General features: G+C 64.7%; 21 protein-coding genes and 2 tRNA genes. 11 read left to right on the forward strand and 12 right to left on the reverse strand.

Annotated elements, in window-relative coordinates:
- The first annotated feature begins 50 nt into the window (after nt 1–50).
- The 3 genes from KY497_RS03250 to KY497_RS03260 are packed head-to-tail and all read left to right on the forward strand — an operon-like array spanning nt 51 to nt 1,945.
- Nucleotides 51–1,061: a LacI family DNA-binding transcriptional regulator gene (locus tag KY497_RS03250; protein WP_167497355.1), complete on the forward strand. Its 1,011-nt coding sequence runs from the start codon at nt 51–53 to the stop codon at nt 1,059–1,061.
- Nucleotides 1,062–1,092: 31 nt separating this feature from the next.
- A complete protein-coding gene (locus KY497_RS03255; protein WP_219869814.1) occupies nt 1,093–1,467 on the forward strand; it encodes an HNH endonuclease in 375 nt (124 codons plus the stop codon).
- A gap of 31 nt (nt 1,468–1,498) precedes the next feature.
- Nucleotides 1,499–1,945 carry a GNAT family N-acetyltransferase gene (locus KY497_RS03260; protein WP_218681961.1) on the forward strand — a complete coding sequence of 149 codons (447 nt, stop codon included), beginning with the start codon at nt 1,499–1,501 and terminating at the stop codon, nt 1,943–1,945.
- 53 nt (nt 1,946–1,998) lie between these two features.
- Here the strand turns inward: KY497_RS03260 and KY497_RS03265 are convergent.
- The 5 genes from KY497_RS03265 to KY497_RS03285 all read right to left on the reverse strand — a co-directional run bounded on the left by KY497_RS03265 (nt 1,999) and on the right by KY497_RS03285 (nt 5,125).
- Nucleotides 1,999–2,071, reverse strand: a tRNA-Ala gene (locus tag KY497_RS03265).
- A gap of 26 nt (nt 2,072–2,097) precedes the next feature.
- Nucleotides 2,098–2,171: transfer RNA gene (locus KY497_RS03270), tRNA-Ile, on the reverse strand.
- A gap of 85 nt (nt 2,172–2,256) precedes the next feature.
- On the reverse strand, nt 2,257–3,183 hold the full coding sequence (locus tag KY497_RS03275; RefSeq protein WP_219869815.1) for a hypothetical protein: 927 nt from the start codon (nt 3,181–3,183) through the stop codon (nt 2,257–2,259).
- Nucleotides 3,180–3,869, reverse strand: a complete 690-nt coding sequence (locus tag KY497_RS03280; RefSeq protein WP_055875456.1) for a response regulator transcription factor — start codon at nt 3,867–3,869, stop codon at nt 3,180–3,182. The genes KY497_RS03275 and KY497_RS03280 overlap by 4 nt, the downstream gene beginning before the upstream one ends.
- The gene (locus KY497_RS03285) at nt 3,857–5,125 is read right to left on the reverse strand and encodes a histidine kinase (protein WP_219869816.1); all 1,269 of its coding nucleotides are present in this window, start codon (nt 5,123–5,125) and stop codon (nt 3,857–3,859) included. Before KY497_RS03285 ends, KY497_RS03280 begins: the two co-directional genes overlap by 13 nt.
- 446 nt (nt 5,126–5,571) lie before the next feature.
- Between KY497_RS03285 and KY497_RS03290 the strand changes: the two genes are divergently transcribed.
- Both KY497_RS03290 and KY497_RS03295 read left to right on the forward strand, forming a co-directional pair.
- On the forward strand, nt 5,572–6,663 hold the full coding sequence (locus tag KY497_RS03290) for a Fic family protein (protein ID WP_258185838.1): 1,092 nt from the start codon (nt 5,572–5,574) through the stop codon (nt 6,661–6,663).
- A gap of 96 nt (nt 6,664–6,759) precedes the next feature.
- Nucleotides 6,760–7,470, forward strand: coding sequence for a VIT family protein (locus KY497_RS03295; RefSeq protein ID WP_141385620.1), 711 nt, complete (start codon nt 6,760–6,762; stop codon nt 7,468–7,470).
- Between the two features lie 72 nt (nt 7,471–7,542).
- On the opposite strand, the gene KY497_RS03300 is transcribed toward KY497_RS03295, so the two are convergent.
- From KY497_RS03300 to dnaA, 7 genes are all read right to left on the reverse strand, one after another.
- Nucleotides 7,543–7,947 (reverse strand): DUF3566 domain-containing protein, encoded by a 405-nt coding sequence (locus KY497_RS03300; RefSeq protein WP_141385621.1) that lies wholly within the window; start codon nt 7,945–7,947, stop codon nt 7,543–7,545.
- Nucleotides 7,944–10,499 carry a DNA gyrase subunit A gene (gene gyrA / locus KY497_RS03305; protein WP_055875450.1) on the reverse strand — a complete coding sequence of 852 codons (2,556 nt, stop codon included), beginning with the start codon at nt 10,497–10,499 and terminating at the stop codon, nt 7,944–7,946. Before gyrA ends, KY497_RS03300 begins: the two co-directional genes overlap by 4 nt.
- 43 nt (nt 10,500–10,542) lie before the next feature.
- Nucleotides 10,543–12,612 (reverse strand): DNA topoisomerase (ATP-hydrolyzing) subunit B, encoded by a 2,070-nt coding sequence (gene gyrB / locus KY497_RS03310; RefSeq protein ID WP_174799515.1) that lies wholly within the window; start codon nt 12,610–12,612, stop codon nt 10,543–10,545.
- Between the two features lie 118 nt (nt 12,613–12,730).
- Nucleotides 12,731–13,234 (reverse strand): DUF721 domain-containing protein, encoded by a 504-nt coding sequence (locus KY497_RS03315; RefSeq protein ID WP_055871548.1) that lies wholly within the window; start codon nt 13,232–13,234, stop codon nt 12,731–12,733.
- A complete protein-coding gene (recF, locus tag KY497_RS03320) occupies nt 13,227–14,420 on the reverse strand; it encodes a DNA replication/repair protein RecF (protein WP_055875445.1) in 1,194 nt (397 codons plus the stop codon). The genes KY497_RS03315 and recF overlap by 8 nt, the downstream gene beginning before the upstream one ends.
- Nucleotides 14,421–14,622: 202 nt before the next feature.
- Nucleotides 14,623–15,765, reverse strand: a complete 1,143-nt coding sequence (gene dnaN / locus KY497_RS03325) for a DNA polymerase III subunit beta (RefSeq protein ID WP_141385623.1) — start codon at nt 15,763–15,765, stop codon at nt 14,623–14,625.
- A 496-nt stretch (nt 15,766–16,261) separates the two neighbouring features.
- Nucleotides 16,262–17,653 carry a chromosomal replication initiator protein DnaA gene (dnaA, locus tag KY497_RS03330; protein WP_017829913.1) on the reverse strand — a complete coding sequence of 464 codons (1,392 nt, stop codon included), beginning with the start codon at nt 17,651–17,653 and terminating at the stop codon, nt 16,262–16,264.
- 316 nt (nt 17,654–17,969) lie between these two features.
- On the opposite strand from dnaA, the gene rpmH reads away from it, so the two are divergent.
- From rpmH to rsmG, 6 genes are read left to right on the forward strand one after another with little or no spacing between them, the layout of a single operon-like run.
- Entirely contained in the window at nt 17,970–18,107 is a 138-nt protein-coding gene (gene rpmH / locus KY497_RS03335) for a 50S ribosomal protein L34 (RefSeq protein WP_013584598.1), read from the forward strand.
- 6 nt (nt 18,108–18,113) lie between these two features.
- A complete protein-coding gene (rnpA, locus tag KY497_RS03340) occupies nt 18,114–18,470 on the forward strand; it encodes a ribonuclease P protein component (RefSeq protein WP_031205843.1) in 357 nt (118 codons plus the stop codon).
- Nucleotides 18,467–18,817, forward strand: a complete 351-nt coding sequence (gene yidD / locus KY497_RS03345) for a membrane protein insertion efficiency factor YidD (protein ID WP_219869818.1) — start codon at nt 18,467–18,469, stop codon at nt 18,815–18,817. Before rnpA ends, yidD begins: the two co-directional genes overlap by 4 nt.
- A gap of 3 nt (nt 18,818–18,820) precedes the next feature.
- Nucleotides 18,821–19,891 carry a membrane protein insertase YidC gene (yidC, locus tag KY497_RS03350; protein WP_055871533.1) on the forward strand — a complete coding sequence of 357 codons (1,071 nt, stop codon included), beginning with the start codon at nt 18,821–18,823 and terminating at the stop codon, nt 19,889–19,891.
- Nucleotides 19,888–20,379 (forward strand): R3H domain-containing nucleic acid-binding protein, encoded by a 492-nt coding sequence (locus tag KY497_RS03355; RefSeq protein ID WP_017829909.1) that lies wholly within the window; start codon nt 19,888–19,890, stop codon nt 20,377–20,379. The genes yidC and KY497_RS03355 overlap by 4 nt, the downstream gene beginning before the upstream one ends.
- A gap of 36 nt (nt 20,380–20,415) precedes the next feature.
- On the forward strand, nt 20,416–21,039 hold the full coding sequence (gene rsmG, locus KY497_RS03360; RefSeq protein ID WP_218682460.1) for a 16S rRNA (guanine(527)-N(7))-methyltransferase RsmG: 624 nt from the start codon (nt 20,416–20,418) through the stop codon (nt 21,037–21,039).
- Nucleotides 21,040–22,374 lie beyond the last annotated feature (1,335 nt).

Genomic DNA, 22,374 nt, shown 5'->3' on the forward strand with positions numbered 1-22,374 from the left:
TCCGCAGGCGTCATAATGAGCAGATCGCTCGAAGCGCGGCAAGGAAGACGATGAGACCAGAAGACGACGGGGTTGCCCCTCGCCCCACGCTCGCGCAGGTCGCCGCCCGTGCCGGGGTGAGTCTGAAGACGGCTTCGCGTGCGCTCGGCGGGGAGTCGTATGTGAGTGAGAAGACCCTCAACAGCGTGCTCGCAGCGGCCGCAGATCTCGATTACCAGCGCAACGCCGCCGCCAGCCTCCTGGCCAGTGGACGCCTCGCCGACTCTATCGGTCTCATCACCGGCGACTTCACGAACCCTTTCTACTCGGCACTCGCACAAGCCGTCGAAGACGAGATCCGACCACGGGGCATGCACCTGTCCGTGGCGAACTCGCGCGAATCCCCGGAGCAGGAGAAGCGCGTGGCGCTCGACCTCGCCGATCGTCAGACGAAGGCCGTCATCACCGTGTCGTCGATGGTCGACCACAGCGACTACGCGCAGTTGCAGACTCGCGGCATCCCGGTCGTCTTCGTCGACCGTCCGGCTGAGAACGTCGCCGCCGACTCCGTCGTCTTCGACAATCGCGAAGGCGGTCGGCTGGTCGCACGGCACCTCATCGAGCGCGGCCACCGGCGCATCGCGTTCATCGGCGACTACGCCTGGCTCCCCACCTACCGTCAGCGCCTCGCGGGTATGGGCGATGTCCTCGACGACTCCGACGTCCAGTGGCGCGAGTTCCTCCGAACCGACGCGCACGCCGTCGCCTCATCCCGCGCGAGCGTGCGCGAGCTGCGCTCTCTCGACAACCCGCCCACCGCGATCGTCGCGGGCAACAACCGGGTGCTGCTCGGCGTCATGGAGGAGATCGCTGAGAGTGACGCACCACCTGCCGTGATCGGCTTCGACGATCCGGAATGGGCTCGAGTGCTCGGCATCAGCGTCGTGTCCGGCGAGGTCGACGAGCTCGGCCGGATCGCCGCCCGCCTCGCCGTCACGCGCCTCGCCGATCGCACACGCGAGCCCGAGAGCGTGGTCGTGCCCATGCGTCTGATCCCTCGACGGTCCACCGACCCGCGCTGACCGCCGCTCCCCACCGCGATAACATCGGGCCATGCGCCGCCGCCGCAAGGTCTCTTCCGCCAATGTGTCGCCGGCGACCCGTGCACGCTACGCCAAGCGCCGACAGAATCGGCTCGCGCGCGTCGACAACGACCTCACCGACGAGCAGTGGTACGACCTCATGGAGGCCTGGGGCGGATGCGCCTACTGCGGCGGCGAAGGCTCCGCTCTGCAGCGCGACTGCATCCAGCCCGTGTCGCGCGGCGGCCGCTACACGCTCCAGAACGTGGTCCCGGCGTGCGCCTCCTGCAATGCGAGCAAGCATAACGACGAGGTCACCGCCTGGCTGCGTCGCAAGAAGCTCGATGAGCGCACCTTCCTCGTGCGGCACGCCACGATCCTGCAGGCACTGCGTCCTGTCGAATGACGTCTCCGCCCACACTCGCTACCCTCGACTCATGACGACGATCGCGCCGATCACTGCCGACGACCGCGCCGAATGGGACGCCCTGTGGAGGGCATACCTGGCCTTCTACGAGACCGACCTGGATGACGCGACCACCGCGGCGACCTTCCGAAGGCTCGTCGACCCCGGGTCCGGCATCCGCGGAGCGATCGCGCGCGACGACCGCGGCGCCGCGGTCGGCATCGTGCACTGGCTGACACACCAGGGAACGTGGACGATGACGGACTACTGCTACCTCGAGGACCTCTTCGTCGCTCCCGGGGTTCGTGGCGGCGGAGTCGGCCGGGTACTGATCGCTCACGTACGTGCCTGGGCCGAGCAGCACGGCTCAGCGAAGCTCTACTGGCTCACGGCGGAATCGAACACCACCGCCCGCGGCCTCTACGATCGCGTCGCCTCCCGGTCGGGGATGATCCACTACGAGATCGATCTCGACTGACAACGCAGGAAAAGAAGAAGCCCCCGGCAGGTGCCGGGGGCTTCTCGATCCTGTGGAGCCTAGGAGATTCGAACTCCTGACATCCTGCTTGCAAAGCAGGCGCTCTACCAACTGAGCTAAGGCCCCGTAAGGGATTTTCTTGAGTTAAGGAGTGGGGCTACCAGGACTTGAACCTGGGACCTCTTCATTATCAGTGAAGCGCTCTAACCGCCTGAGCTATAGCCCCGTCAACCTCCAAGACTTTACCGGAGAAACACGGAAAATCCGAATCGAGGGGGAGCACCCGGGAGTGTCTTCCCCCTCGACCGTGTTCAGCGGCCCGGTCTGATGGTCGCGGTACCCGCCGAGAGCGAGACGTCGATGCTCCTGCGCGAGCTCGATGCCTCCTCGACCTCGGCGTTCAACGTGCCGGCACTGATGTCCTGAGTGATCGCGTACTCGACGTCGGGAACCGTCAGATCCAGGGTCCCTGCGCTCACGTCGACTGCCGTCTGCGTCGGAGGGGTCCCCGTCAGCTCCACCGTGAGATCACCCGCGGAGACACCCAGATCGGCCATGGTGACGCCGTCCAGGAGGATGTCGGCGCGACCCGCACTCATCTGCACGTCGAGTTCCTTCGCGGCTCCCTCGACATCGAGCGCACCGGCGCTCACGCTCACATCGAGCACTCCGAAGTCGCCGACCACGTCGAGGCTGCCCGCATCGAGGTTCAGGTCGGCATCGAGTCGCGCGTCACGCAGGCTCTCGGGGAGGGTGAGCACCGCGATCTCCTCGTCGCCGAACCAGGCGCCGATCCACCAGCCGAACACCCCCTGGGGGCTCCGCACGACCAGCTCATCGCCGTCGCGTTCGAACGTCCACGGCGTACCGCGGCCATTCGTGATGGCGAGCGTCGCCTCGTCGACATCGCCGAACTCGACCCGCATGCTGCTGGCGTCGGCGTCCACGTCGACGCTCTCGAGTCCGTCGACCTCCACGCTCTGCACGGAATCAGGACGGCTCGAGGAGACGATGGTCCCGGCCGCCGCAGCTGCTGCCGTTCCCCCGGCCCCGAGCAGGGCGAGTCCGCCGACGACCGCGGTCACGACCATCACCGCGGTGGCCCCCGACGATCGTCCACCGCCGGAAGGAGGAGGAGGCGTCGGAGCGGACGGCGATGCCGGCGCCTGGGGAGGGGATGCGGGCGGAGGGGTGAGCGGGGTGTGCTCGCCCTGGGTGCCGTTGTTGTCGGTGGTCATCGTGCCACTCCTGTCTGGCCGGTCGGCGGCGTCGGGCCACCGGTGTTCTCGATGTGGGCGAGGGCGGCGAGCACGCGGCGGTTTCCCGACTCGTCCTGCTCGAAGCCCAGCTTCTGGAAGATGGAGGTGATGTGCTTCTCGACACTGGCCTCCGAGAGGAACAGGATCCCGGCGATCGCCTGGTTCGACTTCCCCTCCGCGATCAGAGCGAGGACGGTGCGTTCGCGCTCGGTGAGCCGCAGCATCCGGTCGTCCCGGTTGCGACGGGTCAGCAGCTGCGCGACGACCTCGGGGTCGAGCACGGTGGCCCCCTCGGAGATCCGCTGCACGGAGGCGAGGAACTCGGAGACATCGGCGACGCGGTCCTTGAGCAAGTAGCCCAGCGGACCCCCCTGCGCTGCGATCAGATCCGAGGCGTACCGCTCCTCGACGTACTGCGAGAGCACGAGGATCGCGAGCGTCGGATGCGTCGAGCGCAGACCGAGCGCGGCACGGATGCCCTCGTCGGTGAATGTCGGCGGAAGGCGTACGTCCAGGATGCACAGGTCGGGCGTCGTGGTGGCGACGGCCTGGTCGAGACCTTCGATGTCGGGGAGGGCCGAGACCACGTCGTGGCCGGCGTCCTCGAGAAGACGGACCAGACCTTCTCGAAGCAGGACCGAGTCCTCGCAGATCAGGATGCGCATGGGACGTTCACCTCCAGGCTGGTCGGTCCGCCCTGCGGACTGTCGAGACGGAAGGTTCCCCCCGCGGCGAGGATGCGGTTGGCGATCCCGTCGAGTCCGCCTCCCGGCTGCACCTGCGCGCCACCGATGCCGTTGTCCTCCACGCGTGCCCAGAGGGTGTTGCCCTCGCGGAGCCGCACGATCACCCGCGCTTCACTGGCCCGCGAGTGCTTCGCCGCATTGGTCAGGGATTCGGCGATGGAGAAGTACACGGCGGCCTCGGCCTCGCGACTGCAGCGACCCTCCATGCGCACATCGAGGTGCACGGGGATGTGCGAGCGTCCGGCGAGTGCCGACAGAGCAGCGTCGAGACCGCGGTCGTCAAGCACCGAAGCGTGGATGCCGCGGGCCAGCTGACGCAGCTCAGTGATGGCTGCCTTGGTGGAGGTGTGGGCCTCGTTGATCAGTTCCTTCGCGGCGTCGGGATCGCTGTCGATCTTCTGCTGCGCGAGTCCGAGGGTCATGCCGACCGAGACCAGTCGGGGCTGAACGCCGTCATGCAGGTCGCGCTCGATGCGGGTGCGCTCCACGTCGGCGGCCCGCACGGCGCCTTCCCGCTGCGCCGTGGAGGTACGCACGCGTTCGGTGAGCTCGGTCTCCTTGCTGCGGATCACGATCGCGAGCGACAGGGTGCGATGCAGCAGGGCCAGCCCGATCATGCCGACGACGCACGCCGCGATGCCGAGGATGCCGACCAGGGGAGCCCAGGCGACGGGGATGCCTCCGCCGCCGAACGGACCCACGACGGAGTCTGCCGCGGTGAGGGGAGCGAACGAGATGATGATCGACCACACCAGGCCCCAGAACAGACGGAGAACGACCCAGCCGAGCAGTGCGGAGATGGCGAAGTTGGCGATCGCACGCCACATGCGCCCATCGATCGCCTGACGTCCGAGCGCACGCAACCAGCCGACGAACCCGGGGCGGTCGCGCGGCTGCAGGCGCAGCGGAGCGATCGGCGTGAGGTACAGCGTGCCGACGCGCGCGACCTCGAACCAGCCGAGTCCGTACAACGCGTAGACCAGTCCCACCAGCAGGACGAGGCCGATGCCCGCGGCGAAGAGGAGGCCGAGGCCGGTGCCGAGGAGCCCGCCGAGCATGCTGAAGATGGCACCGCCGAGGATGCCGACGCCTGCCAGGTGCAGGATCGTGAGGAAGATGCGCAACGGCGGCTTCACCGCCGTTGCGGGAGCCGGGGTCGCAGTCTGAGTGGTCATGATTCCAAGGTACGGCGGGCCGGGTGAGCACGACACCGAGTCAACCGGACACTCCGATTCGGGTTTTCCGTAACATGCCCGCTCGTCTCTTCCTGCTTCGTTGACGCTCTTCGGCAGTACAGTTAGATAGCAAAAGAAGACAAGTCTTTTGTTTTGTCATGCTTTGAACAGGAGGACATCGACTCATGCCGCTACGTCATCCGGCTCCAGATCTTGTTGAACTTCAGTCACGTGTGCTCAACAAGGACGCCGATAGTGTGCGTGGGCTCCTGTTCACCCCTCCACTGGACGACTCGCGCTACCTCCACTGGGAGCAGTTGATCCGCCGGACTCCGCCAGACGGCCTCACTCATGATGAGTGGTGGTTTCGGCTCAAGCTCCAGCGCAGTGCCCAGATGCGAACGGTGCCGTTGCGAGCAAAGGACGGATCGTCCTTCACCTTCGCGATGACCGACGAAGTTCTGCAACTCACCGAGGAGATCGGACGCAGAGCCGGAGGCAGCGTAGCCGGGGGCGGCACTGCCATGACCCCGGGCGGCCGCGATCAGTTCATTGTTCGATCTCTCGTTGAAGAAGCGATCACATCGAGTCAACTTGAAGGCGCTTCTACGACCCGGCGGGTCGCCGTGGAGCTCCTGAGCACTGGACGAGACCCGCGGACTAAGTCCGAACGAATGATCCTCAACAACTACCGCGCTATGCGCCAGGTCACCGAGCTCTCGAGTGACCCGCTCACGCCCGGGTGGATTCTTGAACTGCACCGAATCCTTACCGAAGGAACCCTGAGCGACCCCGCAGATGCCGGACGCATCGAAACTCCTGAGCACGAGCGAGTAAGCGTTTGGGCAGGGGAGGTCCAAGTTCACATACCACCTCCGGCAGAGGAGCTTCCCGATCGCCTAGGAGAGCTCAGCGCCTTCGCGAACGGCTCGTCGTCCGAATCGCCCTACATCCCTCCCATTGTCCGCGCGATCATCACCCACTTCATGTTCGGGTATGACCACTACTTTGCTGATGGAAATGGCAGGATCGCCCGAACCTCCTTCTACTGGTCGATGCTTCACAACGGGTACTGGCTGGCCGAGTACCTTGCGATATCAAAGATCCTCCGTGCCGCTCCCGGAAGGTATGGCGACAGCTACCAATACACCGAAGACGACGGCAATGACCTCACGTACTTCATCCTCCACCAGCTCCACGTGATCGCACGGGCTCTCGACGAGCTCGACCTCTACATCGAAGGCCGCCAGCGTGAATCGCAGCGGGTGCAGTCCGCGCTTCGCAGCGCTGTCCGGGACTTCAATATGCGTCAGACTCAAATCCTCGAATGGCTCACGCGAGAATCTCCTTCAGGAATCACTGCGATCGAGATCGCCAACCGCTATCGAGTTTCCACCCAAACGGCTAGGAACGATCTCTCATACCTAGAGTCGTTCGGACTACTCACCCGCGGGGTGGCCAAACACCCGATCGTTTGGCACCCGACGAACGATCTATCGTCACGGCTTGCTCAGCTGGGAGATCAGGAGAGCTCATAAAGCCAAGCGCATGTTCTTCTTTGGCTTTCTTGTCGCTTCGGAGTCGAACCGGGCACCCTCGTCACATCCCCATCGCCGATCTGCTTCACTGGGGGCATGACGACACACGAAGGGGAGCCGCACGGCGCCGGGCTCGGTCAGCGACTGAACTGGTTGCGCGCGGGGGTGCTGGGCGCGAACGACGGCATCGTCTCGGTCGCCTCGCTCGTGGTCGGAGTCGCCGGCGCGACGACCGACAACGCCGCACTCCTCACCGCGGGAATCGCCGGCCTCGTGGGTGGAGCCATCTCGATGGCGCTCGGCGAGTACGTTTCGGTGAGCAGCCAGCGCGACAGTGAGCGTGCCCTCATCGCGAAGGAGAGCGAAGAGCTGCGCACCATGCCCGCAGCGGAGCTCGACGAGCTCACTCAGCTCTACCGCGACCGTGGACTCTCCGACGAGACGGCGCGTCAGGTCGCGGAGGAGCTCACGGCGCACGACGCCCTGGCTGCGCACCTGGAGGTCGAGCTCGGCATCGACCAGGACGACCTGGTGAATCCGTGGCACGCGGCGATGTCGTCGGCGATCGCCTTCACTCTCGGCGCGCTGCTGCCCTTGCTGGCCATCCTGCTTCCGCCCCCGGAGTGGCGGGTCCCGGTCACCTTCGTGGCCGTCCTCCTGGCTCTGGCCGTGACGGGCATGCTGTCCGCGAAGATCGGGGGTTCGGCGCCGGTGCGCGCATCGATCCGACTGGTCATCGGCGGCGGGCTCGCCCTGGCCGCGACCTGGCTCATCGGCACCCTTCTCGGCACCACGGGCGTCGTCTAGCGACCACCGCGACGAGGAACGACGAAGGGCGGATGCCGCAGCATCCGCCCTTCGTCTGATCCGTTCCGAGGATCAGTTCGACATGAAGCCGACGAGCAGTCCGCCCGTCACCTTCACGGCGAGGTTGTAGATTCCGGCCACCACGGCGCCGAGCACCGTGAAGACGATCAGGTTCAAGATGGCGACCACAGCCGCGAAGGCCATCACCTGAGGAAGACCGACCACTTCGGAGAGAACGAAGCTGTTGTCGGTGATGCCGAGCAGGAAGCTCTCCGCCGTCGTCATGATCCCCGTCGCCTGGAACACCAGGAAGATGAGGAAGAACGACACCATCGTGACGACCGCGAGGGCGACCGCTCCGAGGAACGAGAGCTTCACGGCCGACCAGAAGTCCACGTAGACCAGTCGGAGGCGTACCTGCTTGCCACTGGTCTTGCGGGTCGACTTCTTCGCCAGCTTGTCGGCCACTGTGCTCATGCGTCTGTATCCTCGGGGGTCTGTGTCGTCTCGGGGGCCTGGGTCTCGGCATCCTCCGCTTCCGCCTCGTCTTCGGCGAGGCCACGCTCGCCGTTACGGGCGATGGCGAGGATGCGGTCGGCCTCCGTCGTACGGGCGAACACCACTCCCATGGTGTCTCTACCCTTGGCGGGGACCTCGGCCACGGCAGAGCGTACCACCTTGCCGCTGGAGAGAACCACCAAAACCTCGTCGTCCTCGGAGACGATCAGACCACCCGCGAGAGTGCCCCGATCGTCGTTGAGCTTGGCGACCTTGATGCCTGTTCCGCCGCGTCCCTGCACGCGGTATTCCTCCACCGCGGTGCGCTTGGCGTACCCACCGTCGGTGACGACGAAGACGAATTTGCCGGGCGCTGCGACAGAAGCCGAGAGCAGGCAGTCCTCGTCGATCTTGAACTTCATGCCCCGGACACCGGCCGTGGCACGACCCATCGGACGCAGTGCCTCGTCGGTCGCCTCGAAGCGCACCGACATGCCGCGACGGCTGATGAGGAGGATGTCGTCCTCGGCGTTCACCAGGAGCGCGCTGACGAGTTCGTCCTCCTCGTTCAGGCGGATCGCGATGACGCCGCCCTGACGGTTGGTGTCGTACGCCTCGAGTCGCGTCTTCTTGACCAGACCCTCGCGCGTCGCCAGCACCAGGTAGTCCGCCACCTGGTAGTCGCGGATGTCGAGCACCTGCGCGATGTTCTCGTCCGGCTGCAGGGCGAGCAGGTTCGCGACGTGCATGCCCTTCGCATCGCGCCCGGCCTCGGGCACCTCGTAGGTCTTCGCACGGTAGACGCGACCCTTGTCGGTGAAGAACAGCAGCCAGTGGTGCGTGGTCGTCACGAAGAAGTGCTCGACGATGTCGTTCGCGCGCAGCTGCGCACCCTTGACGCCCTTGCCGCCGCGGTGCTGCGAACGGTAGTTGTCGCTGCGCGTGCGCTTGATGTAGCCCTCGCGGGTGACGGTGACGACCATCTCCTCCTCGGCGATGAGGTCTTCCATCGAGACATCACCGTCGAAGCCGTGCAGGATGTGCGTGCGACGCTCGTCTCCGAAGCGGTCGACGATACCGGTCAGCTCTTCGCGGATGATCGTGCGCTGACGACCCTCATCGGCCAGGATCGACTTGTAGTCGGTGATCTGGGCCTCGAGCTCGTTGGCCTGGTCGATGATCCGCTGACGCTCGAGAGCGGCGAGGCGGCGCAGCTGCATCTGCAGGATCGCGTCGGCCTGGATGTCGTCGATGTCGAGGAGCTTCTGGAGTCCCTCGTTCGCATCCGCGGTGGTCTGCGAACGACGGATCAGCGCGATGACCTCGTCGAGCGCGTCGAGCGCCTTGAGGTATCCGCGCAGGATGTGCATGCGCTTCTCGGCCTCGCGCAGACGGAACTCCGTGCGCCGGACGATCACATCGATCTGGTGCGAGATCCAGTGCGTGATGAAGCCGTCGATCGCGAGGGTGCGCGGCACACCGTCGACGATCGCGAGCATGTTCGCGCCGAAGTTCTCCTGCAGCTGGGTGTGCTTGTACAGGTTGTTCAGCACGACCTTCGCGACGGCGTCGCGCTTGAGCACGACGACCAGACGCTGTCCGGTGCGGTCGGAAGACTCGTCGCGGATGTCGGCGATACCGGTGATCTTGCCGTCGCGGGCGAGGTCGCCGATCTTCACGGCCACGTTGTCGGGGTTCACCTGGTAGGGCAGCTCGGTGATGACGAGGCAGGTACGACCCTGGATCTCCTCCACGTTGACGACCGCGCGCATCGTGATCGAGCCGCGACCGGTGCGGTACGCCTCGTGGATGCCCTTGTTCCCGAGAATCTGCGCGCCGGTCGGGAAGTCCGGTCCGGGAACACGCTGGATCAGACCTTCGAGCAGCTCCTCACGGGAGATGCCGGGGTTGTCGAGGGCCCAGAGGGCGGCGTCGGCCACCTCGCGCAGGTTGTGCGGCGGGATGTTGGTGGCCATGCCGACCGCGATGCCGACCGAGCCGTTGACGAGCAGGTTCGGGAACCGGGCCGGCAGGACCGTCGGCTCCTGCGTCTGGCCGTCGTAGTTGTCGGTGAAGTCGACGGTGTCTTCTTCGATGTCGCGCACCATCTCGAGCGCGAGCGGGGCCATCTTGGTCTCGGTGTACCGCGGGGCCGCGGCACCCATGTTGCCAGGCGAGCCGAAGTTGCCCTGGCCGAGGGCGAGCGGATACCGCAGCGACCACGGCTGCACCAGTCGCACGAGGGCGTCGTAGATCGCCGAGTCGCCGTGCGGGTGGTACTGGCCCATGACCTCGCCCACCACACGGGCGCACTTCGAGAACGACTTGTCGGGGCGGAACCCGCCGTCGTACATGCCGTAGATCACACGGCGGTGCACGGGCTTGAGCCCATCGCGCACATCGGGGAGCGCGCGCCCCACGATGACGGCCATCGCGTAGTCGAGGTAGCTGCGCTGCATCTCCGACTGCAGGTCGACCTGATCGATCTTGCCGTGATCGTGTTCCGGTTCGGTGCGTTCTTCGTCAGTCATGAATCAATCTCTCTGTCACACATCTGGTCTGAGCCCGCGGGCATCAGATATCGAGGAAGCGGACGTCCTTGGCGTTGCGCTGGATGAAGCTGCGTCGGGACTCGACGTCCTCGCCCATCAGCACGCTGAAGATCTCGTCGGCCGCGGCGGCGTCCTCGATGGTGATCTGCTGCAGGGTGCGCGTGGTGTGATCCATCGTCGTCTCCCACAGCTCCTTCGGGTTCATCTCGCCGAGACCCTTGTAGCGCTGGATGCCGGCATCCTTCGGGATGCGCTTTCCGTTCTCGATGCCATGCTTGAGCAGGGCGTCGCGCTCGGCGTCGCTGAACACGTACTCGTGCGCGGAGTTCGACCACTTCAGGCGGTACAGCGGCGGCATCGCGAGGTACACGAAACCGGCCTCGATGAGTCCGCGCATGTAGCGGAAGAGCAGCGTGAGCAGCAGCGTGGTGATGTGCTGGCCGTCGACGTCGGCATCGGCCATCAGCACGATCTTGTGATACCGCGCCTTCTCGATGTCGAACTCTTCACCGATGCCCGTGCCGAAGGCCTGGATCATCGCCTGGACTTCCTTGTTGCCCAGGGCCTTGTCCAGACGCGCGCGCTCGACGTTGAGGATCTTCCCTCGCAGCGCCAGGATCGCCTGCGTGTGCGGGTCGCGACCCTGCACCGCGGAACCACCGGCCGAGTCACCCTCCACCAGGAAGATCTCGCTGATCGACGGGTCCTTGCTCGTGCAGTCCTTGAGCTTGTCGGGCATCGCCGCCGACTCGAACACACTCTTGCGACGGGCGGTCTCTCGCGCCTTCCGCGCCGCGAGGCGGGCGGTCGCGGCGTCGATCGCCTTGCGGATGACGTTCTTCGCCTGGTTCGGGTTGCGCTCGAACCAGTCGCCGAGCTGATCGCCGACGACCTTCTGCACGAAGGCCTTGGCTTCGGTGTTGCCGAGCTTGGTCTTCGTCTGGCCCTCGAACTGCGGTTCTCCGAGCTTGATCGAGATGACCGCGGTCAGTCCCTCGCGCACGTCGTCGCCGGAGAGGTTGTCGTCCTTCTCCTTGAGGAGATTGTTCGCGCGGGCGTACTTGTTGACCAGGGTGGTCAGTGCCGCGCGGAAGCCCTCTTCGTGGGTTCCACCCTCGTGGGTGTTGATCGTGTTGGCGTAGGTGAACACGTTCTCGGTATACGACGTGGTCCACTGCATCGCGACCTCGAGCGAGATCTTGCGCTCGGTGTCTTCCGACTCGAAGGCGATGATCTCGTCGTTGACCACTTCGGCGTGACGCACCTTGTTGAGGTACTCGACGTAGTCGACCAGGCCGCGCTCGTAGAAGAACACGTCTCCCGGCTGCTTGGTGACGGTCGAGCCGTCTTCCTCGACCTCGTAGGCGGAGGACTCGCGCTCATCGCGCAGCTCGATGCGGAGGCCCTTGTTGAGGAAGGCCATCTGCTGGAACCGCGTGCGCAGCGTGTCGTAGTCGAACTCGATGGTCTCGGTGAAGATCGAGGAGTCCGGCCAGAACGTGATGCTCGTTCCGGTCTCGTCCGTCGCCTCGCCCTTCTCGAGCTTCTGCTGCGGGATGCCGCCGTCGGCGAAACTGTGCCGCCAGACGAATCCCTTCTGCTTCACCTCGACGTCGAAGCGCGTCGACAGCGCGTTCACGACGGAGGATCCGACACCGTGCAGACCACCGGAGACGGCGTAGGCGCCGCCACCGAACTTTCCGCCGGCGTGCAGGATCGTGAGCACGACCTCGACCGTCGACTTGTTCGGGTCGGAGGAGTGCGGATCGACCGGGATGCCTCGACCGTTGTCGACGACGCGCACGCCGCCATCGGCGAGCATCGTGACGAAGATCGTGTCGGCGTAGCCGGCCAGAGCCTCATCGACCGAGTTGTCGACGATCTCGTAGACCAGGTGGTGGAGTCCTCGAGGCCCGGTGGACCCGATGTACATACCGGGGCGCTTGCGCACAGCCTCGAGGCCTTCGAGGATCTGGATCGAATCCGCACCGTACTCACCAGGCTGCTTCGCCTTGGGTGCAATGGTGCCCTCGGTTGCGGGGGTTCCCCCGGTGTTCGATTCCGTCTCGTCAGCAGGGGATTCAGGCGTCATCAGAGGGCATTCTCCACATCGATATCACGAACTCCCATTCTAGCGGAGTTTCGTCGGGAAATGCCGCTCAACGGCCGTGTGTGGGCCTGTGAGCGTTTCGACCCCCTTGCGTGGTGCCCTACCCGTAGGTATCGCGCGGGCCCCGTCCTGGAACGGCTCTGGGACCCCATTTCCACGAGGGAACGTCCGGTCCGATGAAGCGAAGATTCTCGACCCCCGCGTCGGGATACCGTCGGCCGATCTCCGTGAGAATCGTGGCCCGCATGAACTGCAGGTTCTTCGCCCACGCGGTCGAGTCGCACTTCACCGTGAGCAGGCCGCGCTCCAGGGAGACGGGTTCGGAGTGCTTCGCTGTGTCGGCGCCGGCGAGATCGGCCCACTGACGGACGAGATCTTCCCGAGCGAGGGTGATCTGCCAGCCGGAGTCACGGCTCAGCTTGTCGAGCACCGCGCCGAGAGCACCAGGATCGCGCCCAGGAGTGAAGGGAGCGTTGTCATCGTCGTTGGCGATGCGCCGCTTGCGCTTCCAGCTTTTGGAGCTCGGCTGCAGGCCCCGAAGGCGCAGGTACGTGCCGATCGTCTCGGGAACTTCGGCCGCGGGAGTCGAAGCCGCGTCAGTCATCCGCCGCCTCCCGTTCGTCGCTGATCGTTCCGGCGCTGATGCGCACCACGTGGGCATGCAGCACCTCGGGGATATCCTCCTCCACCGCCGCCGTCACCACCACCTGCTCGTAGCCGGCCGTGAGGGCCGCGAGTCGCTGACGCCGATCGGCGTCGAGCTCGGCGAAGACGTCGTCGAGGATGAGCACCGGGTCGCCGGCGGGGGATTCGCTGCGCAGCAGCTCGGCCGAGGCCAGCCGGAGGGCGAGGGCGACCGACCAGGACTCGCCGTGAGAGGCATAGCCCTTCACGGGGAGGTCGCGAACACGCAGAACCAGGTCGTCCCGGTGCGGCCCGGTGAGGGTCAGCCCGCGATCGAGCTCGTTCGACCGCTTCGCTGCGAGCGACGCGCGGAAGAGATCGGCGATACGGTGCGGATCGCTGAGTCGGTCGATGGCCGATGCGCCGTCGGCTCCTTCGCCACCGTCTTCTCCTTCTTCGGGGTCGCCGCCGCCGACGGAGAGCGCCCACTCCAGTTCCGGACGATGATCGGCACCGGCGATCGCCTCGTAGGCATCGGCAACCGGCTGCTGCAGATCCGCCGCGAGACGCTGACGTGCCGTGATGATCTCCGACCCGAGCGAGACGAGCTTGTCGTCCCACACATCCAGCGTGCTCAATCCTTCGCCGCGGACACCGCGAGCTCGGGCAGACTTCAGCAGCGCATTGCGCTGTTTGAGCACACGGTCGTAGTCGGCGAGGACGGCCGCGAGCCTCGGAGTGCGTTGGATGAGGAGCTGATCGGTGAAGCGGCGGCGAGCCGAGGGGTCGCCGCGCACGATCTGCAGATCTTCCGGAGCGAACAGCACCACATGTGCGTAGCGGGGGAGTTCGTTCGGCTTCGAGGGCGAGCCGTTGATGCGAGCCTTGTTCGATCCCTGCCTGTTCACCTGGACCTCGGCGAGCACGCGACGCTCGCCGTGCGAGAGTCGCGCGCGGATCACTGCGAACTCCTGCCCGTCACGGACCATCGGCGCATCCGAGGAGACACGGTGCGATCCGAGCGTCGCGAGGAAAACGATGGCCTCGGCGAGATTCGTCTTCCCCTGACCGTTGCGCCCGACGAGGACGTTCGGTCCGCGATGCAGGGTGAGTTCAGCGGTCGCGTAATTGCGGAAATCGACCAGACTCAGGTGCTCCACAATCACGGAGTCAGCCTACCTTCGGGGTCTGACACAGGTTCTTCTCTGGTTTTCATGTGGGGCGCAGGTGACGACGCGCCCCTCGCTCGCAGAGCGGGTTCCCTCCCGATGCTCATTCCGGGATCACCACATCTCCCGAAGGATCTACGTGAGCGCCAAGGCGCCGGCCGATCCGGGAACGTTTCGGGTAGGGAGGTAGCGGAGAGGATCAGCGCAGGAGCAGGTTGGGCTGAAGCAGGTACTTGAACGAGTCGAGGCCGGCCTGGTCCACGGAGGTCTGACTCGTGATCAGCACCGGGCTGAGCTTGTTGGCATTGTCGCTCGAGGTGAACGTCACGCGGACGAACTCGCTCTTCACCGCGCCGAGGGCCTCGATGAGGTACTGCGGGTTCAGGCCGAGCGTGACCTCGTCGCCGCCGGCGAGGATCGCATCGACAGACTCGGAGGCGCGTGCGTGGTCTCCCCCCGAAGCATCCATGGTCACGCTGTCGCTGGAGAACGTGAAACGCAGTGGAGCAGCGCGATCGAGAACGAGAGAAACTCGGCGGACGGCCTCGACCAGGTCGGCCGTGTTGACGACCGCGTAGTGATCCGTCTGCTCCGGGAAGAGTCGGCGAACGGGCGGGAAATTGCCCTTGATCAGGAGAGAAGTGACGGTCTTGTTTCCCGCGGTGAAGGCGATGATCTCTCGGTCGCCTGCTCCGGAGAAGGCCACCTGGATCGTGCCGGCGTGACCGAAGGTCTTCCCCACTTCGAGGAGCGTGCGTGCGGGAACCAGTGCGGTGGCCTCGACGGCTTCGCCGTCCCACGGCACATCCCGCAGCGAGACGCGGTAGCGGTCGGTCGCGACGAGGCTGAGGTTGTGTCCGGAGACTTCGAGCTGCACACCGGTGAGCACGGGGGTCACGTCGTCACGCGACGCGGCGAATCCGACCTGGGAGATGGCGGTGCTGAAGTCGTCGGCGGGAACCACACCGGAAGAACCCGTCACCTCGGGGATCGACGGGTATTCCTCGACCGGCATGGCAGCGAGTGTGAACCGTGCGGAGCCGCAGGTGACGGCGATGCCGCCGTCTTCCTCGACCGCGATCTCGATCGGAGCGTTCGGGAGGCGGCTCGCGATGTCGGAGAGCAGCCGGCCGTGGACCAGAATCGTGCCGGGTGTCTCCACCGTGGCTTCGATGGTCGTCCGCGCGGATGCTTCGTAGTCGAAGGCGGAGAGTGTCAGACCGGAACCATCGGCTTCGATCAGGACTCCGGCCAGGATCGGCTGGGGGTTGCGCTGCGGCAGAAGCTTGACGACGAACGAGACAGCCTCGCTGAAGACATCGCGGTTGACCTGAAACCTCACGGGTGCTCCCTTGTCGTCGAACTGTGACGCGTTGTCGTCTGCCCTGCCGGTGCAGGGCTTCCCATGCTAGCCCCACACTCCGGCGTATCCCTACGCCGAGGTTCTTGTCGTTCGTCCGGCGGTTCTCCCCACCGTCTGGTGATCGGATCGCGCCTTGAATGACTTAACTCCTTAACGGTGTTAACAGCTGTGGATACTGTGGATAAGTCGGTGGATAGCAAGAGCGAGTAGGGAACTACACAGTTGTCAGTTGTGGAAACCCTGAGGAATCCGCGGGCTGGGGGGTTGTGGGCCGAGGACCGCCCTCCCAGAGTTATCCACAGGTTTGGGTGATCAACCCACATTCGTCCCGACCGAATCCACTTTCATCCACAAGTTATCCACATGTGCATAGAGGCATCTATCCGAGGATCAGAACCCCTGTCCGTGTCACAAAAATGGGGAGGACGGCACCCGATCAGGTGCTGTCCTCCCCATTTCTCGGAGACGCGGCGTGTCAGCGTCGGCCGAGCTGCGTGGTGATCTCTGTGACCTGGTTGTAGATGGAGCGTCGCTCCTTCATGAGCTCGCTGATCTTCTTGTAGGCGTACATGACGGTCGTGTGGTCGCGGTTGCCGAACAGCTGTCCGATCTTGGGCAGGGAGAGGCTGGTGCGCTCACGGCACAGGTACATTGCGATCTGTCGGGCGGTGGCGATCTGCTGCGAACGGCTGGAGCCGTACAGGTCGTCGACGGTGAGCTTGAAGTACTGCGCGGTGGCCGTGATGATGTCGGTCGGCGAGATGATGTTGTCCTCGGCCGTGTCGATGATGTCTCGGAGCACGGTCTGCGCGAGGGAGATGTCGAGCGCGGAGCGGTTCAGGCTGGCGAATGCCGACACACGGATGAGTGCGCCCTCGAGCTCGCGGATGTTCGACGACACTACGGTCGCGATGTACTCGAGGACCTCGTCGGGGATGTGGAGCGCCTCGCTCTGTGCCTTCTTGCGAAGGATCGCGATACGCGTCTCGAGGTCGGGCGCCTGCACATCGGTGATGAGACCCCACTCGAAGCGGCTGCGCATCCGGTCTTCGAACCCGGTCAGGTGCTTCGGGGCGACATCGCTGGTGATGACGACCTGCTTGTTGTGGTCGTGCAGCGTGTTGAAGGTGTGGAAGAAGGCTTCCTGGGTCTCGGCTCGTCCCTGGAGGAACTGGATGTCGTCGATCAGGAGGATGTCGACGTCGCGGTATCGCGCCTGGAACGCGGCACCGCGGTTGTTCGCGATCGAGTTGATGAAGTCGTTCGTGAACTCCTCGCTCGAGACGTACCGCACCTTCACTCCTGCATAGAGGGACTGTGCGTAGTCGCCGATCGCGTGGAGGAGGTGCGTCTTGCCGAGGCCCGAGTCGCCGTAGATGAACAGAGGGTTGTACGCCTTGGCCGGCGCTTCGGCGACAGCGACCGCCGCAGCATGAGCGAAGCGGTTGGACTGCCCGATGACGAAGTTGTCGAAGGTGTACTTCGGGTTCAGGCGGGACTCATGGCGCAGCTGCGTCGGCTGCTCCATCGGGGACTCGACGCGCACCTGCTCGTGCCGGCCGAAGTCGCCGACGGCGATCGGTGCCGTCTGCTGCTCGGCCAGTTCGTGATTCACGACGACGCGGTAGGAGGTGACCTCTTCACCGATGTGGGAGAGGGCCTCCATGATCGGCAGGCGCAGTCTCTTGTTGATCTGCGCGGCTGTGAGGTCGTTCGGCACCTCGAGGTAGAGGGTGGCCGACATGACACCGGCCGGGACGGCCAGGCTCAGGAAACCCTGCAGTTGCGGGGTGACTCGATCGTCGTCGACCAGAAGCTCCTGCACCGTGGTCCAGATGGGGACGTCGGGCTGGGCAGGTGATGACATGACGCTCCGGACGAGTGATCGAGGCGGGGTCGACGTGCTGTTCCCCCTGTGGATAACTTAGGATGCCACGGTAGTCATCCCGGCTGTGAACGGCAACCTGCCCTTGAAAATACGCGCGCGTGTTGCACCTGCCGGGCGTGGTTCGGTTGTGGATAATGGCTGTGCGGTTCGTACCGGAAGACCACCACGTGAGCGCGCAGATTTGCTCTGTGCGTCGGTAAGACGTACCCTTACTTGGTTGACTTATGCCATTTTTGGCAGTACCCCATGTCTCCGGTCGCAGTGAACCCGGTGGCAGCATTCCCGGAGTGATTCCATGAGCAAGCGCACCTTCCAGCCCAACAACCGTCGTCGCGCCAAGAAGCACGGCTTCCGTGCCCGCATGCGTACGCGTGCAGGCCGCGGCATCCTCGCTGCCCGCCGCGCGAAGGGCCGCACCGAGCTCTCTGCGTAGTCTGCTGTGCTCGCCCGCCCGTATCGGCTGACCCGCGGGAGCGACTATCGTCTGGTCGTTCGTCGCGGTTCCCGTTGTGGCGGGGCGCGCGTCATCACCTCGATGTTGACGACGGGCGAGAGCAGAGCCGCGAGGTTCGGATTCATCATCAGCAAGCAGGTGGGCACCGCTGTGGTGCGCAACACCGTGCGTCGTCGGCTCAAGGCCGTGTGCGCGGAGGCGCTCCCGCGAGTTCCCGAGGGCACGGATGTCGTCATCCGTGCCCTTCCTGCGTCTGCCACCGCATCGTTCGCCGAGCTTCGTGCCGATGTCGATCGCTGTCTGAGCAGGCTGACGCCGGCGTCCGACGCGGTGTCGGCATGAGCGCCCTTCCGGCTTCGTCGGTCGGGACTGCGCATCTTCGCTCGCAGGACCTGGTGCGCAGCATCCCTGTGATCCCCCGCAATCTGGTGCTGGGGTTTCTGACCGCGTATCGCAAGGTGATCTCCCCGGTGTATGGAGATGTCTGTGCGTACTACCCCAGCTGTTCCGCCTACGCTGTAGGTGCGGTGCAGCAGCACGGCGCAGTGAAGGGAGCGGCGCTCTCGGCATGGCGCATCCTCCGCTGCAACCCCTGGACCACCGGCGGCGTCGATGACGTCCGTCCGCACGACCACTTCCGCTACGACCTGACCGCACACGGTTTCGTCGTCCCTTCCCGAAAGGACTGAACGGTGGGTCTTGACCTTCTGCTCGCCAGCACCACCCCCAGCGATGCGCCCGCGGCGGGTGGCTTCGACCTGATCGGCACGATCCTGTGGCCGCTCAAGTGGGTCGTCGAGATGATCCTCGTCGCCTGGCACTGGCTTCTCACCGCTGTCGGTCTGCCCGCGGCATCCGGTCTGACCTGGGTACTGTCGATCGTCGGTCTCGTCATAGTCGTCCGTGCCGCTCTGATCCCGCTCTTCGTCAAGCAGATCAAGAGCCAGCGCAAGATGATGGAAATCGCTCCTGAACTGCGGAAAGTCCAGGAGAAGTACCGCGGAAAGAAGGATCAGCTCTCTCGTGAGGCCATGAGTCGCGAGACTATGGGCCTCTACAAGAAGCACGGCACGACGCCGATGTCGAGCTGTCTTCCGCTGCTGGTCCAGATGCCGATCTTCTTCTCACTCTTCAGTGTGCTGAGCGATGTGAAGAAACACGCCGTCGATGGTGTCGGTGGAGTCGGTTTGCTGAGCGCTGAGCTGACAAAGGAGTTCTACGACGCGAAGCTCTTCGGTGTGGCGTCGTTGCACGAGACACTGGGCGACGCGGTCGATGCGCAGAACACCACGGCGATCATCATCCTGGTCACCCTCGTCGTTCTGATGATCGGCTCGCAGTTCTTCACTCAGCTGCAGATCATCTCGAAGAACCTGTCTCCGGAAGCTAAGACCGGCCAGGCGTACCAGATGCAGAAGATCATGCTCTACGTGCTGCCGCTCGGCTTCATCTTCTCGGGCATTTTCTTCCCGCTCGGTGTCGTCGTGTACTGGTTCATCTCGAACCTCTGGACCATGGGCCAGCAGTTCCTCGTCATCCGCGAGATGCCGACTCCCGGTTCGGAAGCCGCCAAGGCTCGTGAAGAGCGTCTGGCACGCAAGGGCAAGGCGCTCGACTCCTCGGGCAAGGTCGTCCCGATGGCCGCCTACGAGGCAGAGCAGCAGCGTCTGCTCGAAGAGGCTGAGAAGGCGAAGGCAGAAGCACCGAAGCGCCAGCAGCCGGTAGGTAAGAAGCGCGCGAAGAAGAAGGGGAGCGGTTCATGAGCGAAACCATGACCGACAACGCCGAGCCCACCGTGGCTCAGCTCGAGAACGAAGGCGACGTCGCCGCGGACTACCTCGAGGAGCTCCTCGACATCGCCGATATCGACGGTGACCTCAACCTGGATGTTCGTCAGGGACGTGCCTATGTCTCGGTCGAGGCCGAAGGCGATGCGCTGTCAGTGCTCTCCGCTCCGGAGACAGTCCAGGCGCTGCAGGAGCTGACGCGCCTCGCCGTGCAGAGCAAGACCGGCTCGTTCTCGCGACTGATCCTCGACATCGCCGGCTCCCGCGACACTCGTCGCCGTCAGCTGGAGACCTTGGTCGACGCCGCTGCCGCGAAGCTCGATGAGGGCTCGTCGCAGGCATCCCTGCCTTCGATGTCCAGCTACGAGCGCAAGCTGGTGCACGATATCGCTGCGGAGCGCGGTCTGGTCTCCGAGTCCTACGGTGAGGGTGCTGACCGTCACACGGTTCTTCGCCGTCGTTGATGTTTCACGTGAAACATCGCTCGATCGGAGCCACGCATGAGTGAGCTGGAGCCTGAACCTTCTGTCGCCGCAGATCTCTTCGGAGACCGCATCGATGTGGCGCGATCGTTCACTGCAGCTCTCGCTCGCGAGGGCGAGGAGCGAGGACTCATCGGGCCGCTCGAGTTGCCACGGCTCTGGACGCGACACATCCTCAACAGTGTGATCGCTGCTCCTCTTTTCCACGGCTCCGTCGCTGATATCGGCTCCGGTGCTGGACTTCCTGGGCTGGTGCTCGCGATCGCCCGCCCGGATGTGCAGTGGACGCTGGTCGAACCGATGGAGCGGCGGATCACCTGGCTCAACGAGCAGGTCGATGCTCTGGAACTCGCCAACGTCACTGTTCTTCGTTCTCGTGCGGAGGACGTGCAGCCCGGGGATGGCTTCGATGTCGTGACTGCTCGAGCCGTCAGCGCGCTGCGTACTCTGATCCCGTTGACTGCTCCGCTGGTACGAGAAGGCGGTGAGCTCGCGCTCCTCAAGGGGATGAACGCACCGAACGAGATCGATGCGGCTCAGAAGCAGATCAAGAGGTTCCGGCTGTCCGATGTGAGGGTCGAAGTGTTGGGGGAGAGTGTCCTCCCCGAGACCACTCGGGTGGTTCGCGCCCGCGTTCGCTAGCTTCGTTGTGACAGGTAGGCGGGGTGTTTCACGTGAAACACCCCGCTTTCCGTGTCCATGGGATGGGCATCAGGGCATCGCGCGGCGCTGATGACGAGTTTTCGACCTGATTGTTCGTCGGATGCTGGATCCTTCGTCTAGCTTCGTTCGCCCGGGCCGATGAGACCTCACCCTGCAGAGTTCATCGCCATCGGCGCCGGATCAGGCGCTCTCCTGCGCTGGGCGGGCTTCAATGGTCTCCATGGCAGGTTGGTTCGTCTGCACTGCCCCATTCGCAGGTCGAGGTCGTTTGGCATGTTTCACGTGAAACATGGGCACCATGCTGCTTCCAGCCGTGAGCCTGGGTATGTAGAGGTGTATCGCCGGTCGATCGAAACGCGCGCGAGGGCGATGCCATCGCCAGGGTGGGATTCCGTGAGGAATGAGTGTAGGAGGGATGCAGGTCTGCGTAGCCGCTGCTGGTGCTGGTGCTGGTGCTGGTGCTGGTGCTGGTGCTGGTGCTGGTGATGGGTTGCTGCCGCTCCAGACGTTGCTGTTGCGGCGGACGTTGCTGGTCGTACGGACAGGGTTCGTCGGATTGTTACGCGTTAGCGGGCTCTGTGAAGGGAGGTCACTGCGAGATCGGACGCGTGTCATGTTCGGTTTCACGTGAAACACTGACGTACCTGACGTACCTGACGTACCTGACGTACCTGACGTACCTGACGTACCTGACGTACCTGACGTACCTGACGTACCTGACGTACCTGACGTACCTGACGTACCTGACGAGCCGGACGTGGCCGACGTGCCCGACGTGCTCTGCTTGGTGTGCGGTGCGATCTGGTGCCATGGGCGCTTCAGAGATTTCTGCGGCTGGAGAGCCCTTATGTGCGGGGCTACCCCGCTCGCCTCCACTGCTTTCGAGCATCAAGGGATGAATGTTTCACGTGAAACGTACCCATCCGATCGCCGTCTCTTGGTGTGAATGACCCCTCTACGCAAGGCCGCCGCAAAAAGGAGCGTGGAGAGTGATGCAGACGTGGCGGGAAGGTGGGGGAGGGGTGGCTGTACCGATTCCATGAGCGGTAGAGGCCAGCGGCTGCGGCGACAGCCGCCTCCTGGGTGCGCCTCTCTTGCGTGCGCTGCTCCTACGCTCAGGCGACTCCTGATCACGGATCTTGTGCAGCGCGGTCAGCTTGGAGGGGGTGACGCGTCGTCAGGTTGCAACGCCAGAGCGACGGGCCCGGCTCGGATCTCGTGAGAGCTTGTTGAACGGCGCGAGTGGACACCGTCCAGGAGTCGGTGGCTGTGGGGATCCCCTCGGGCGTGTACGGCCACTCAACACATGTTTCA

The organism is Microbacterium sp. PAMC22086, assembly GCF_019443525.1.
Taxonomy (GTDB): Bacteria; Actinomycetota; Actinomycetes; order Actinomycetales; family Microbacteriaceae; genus Microbacterium; species Microbacterium maritypicum.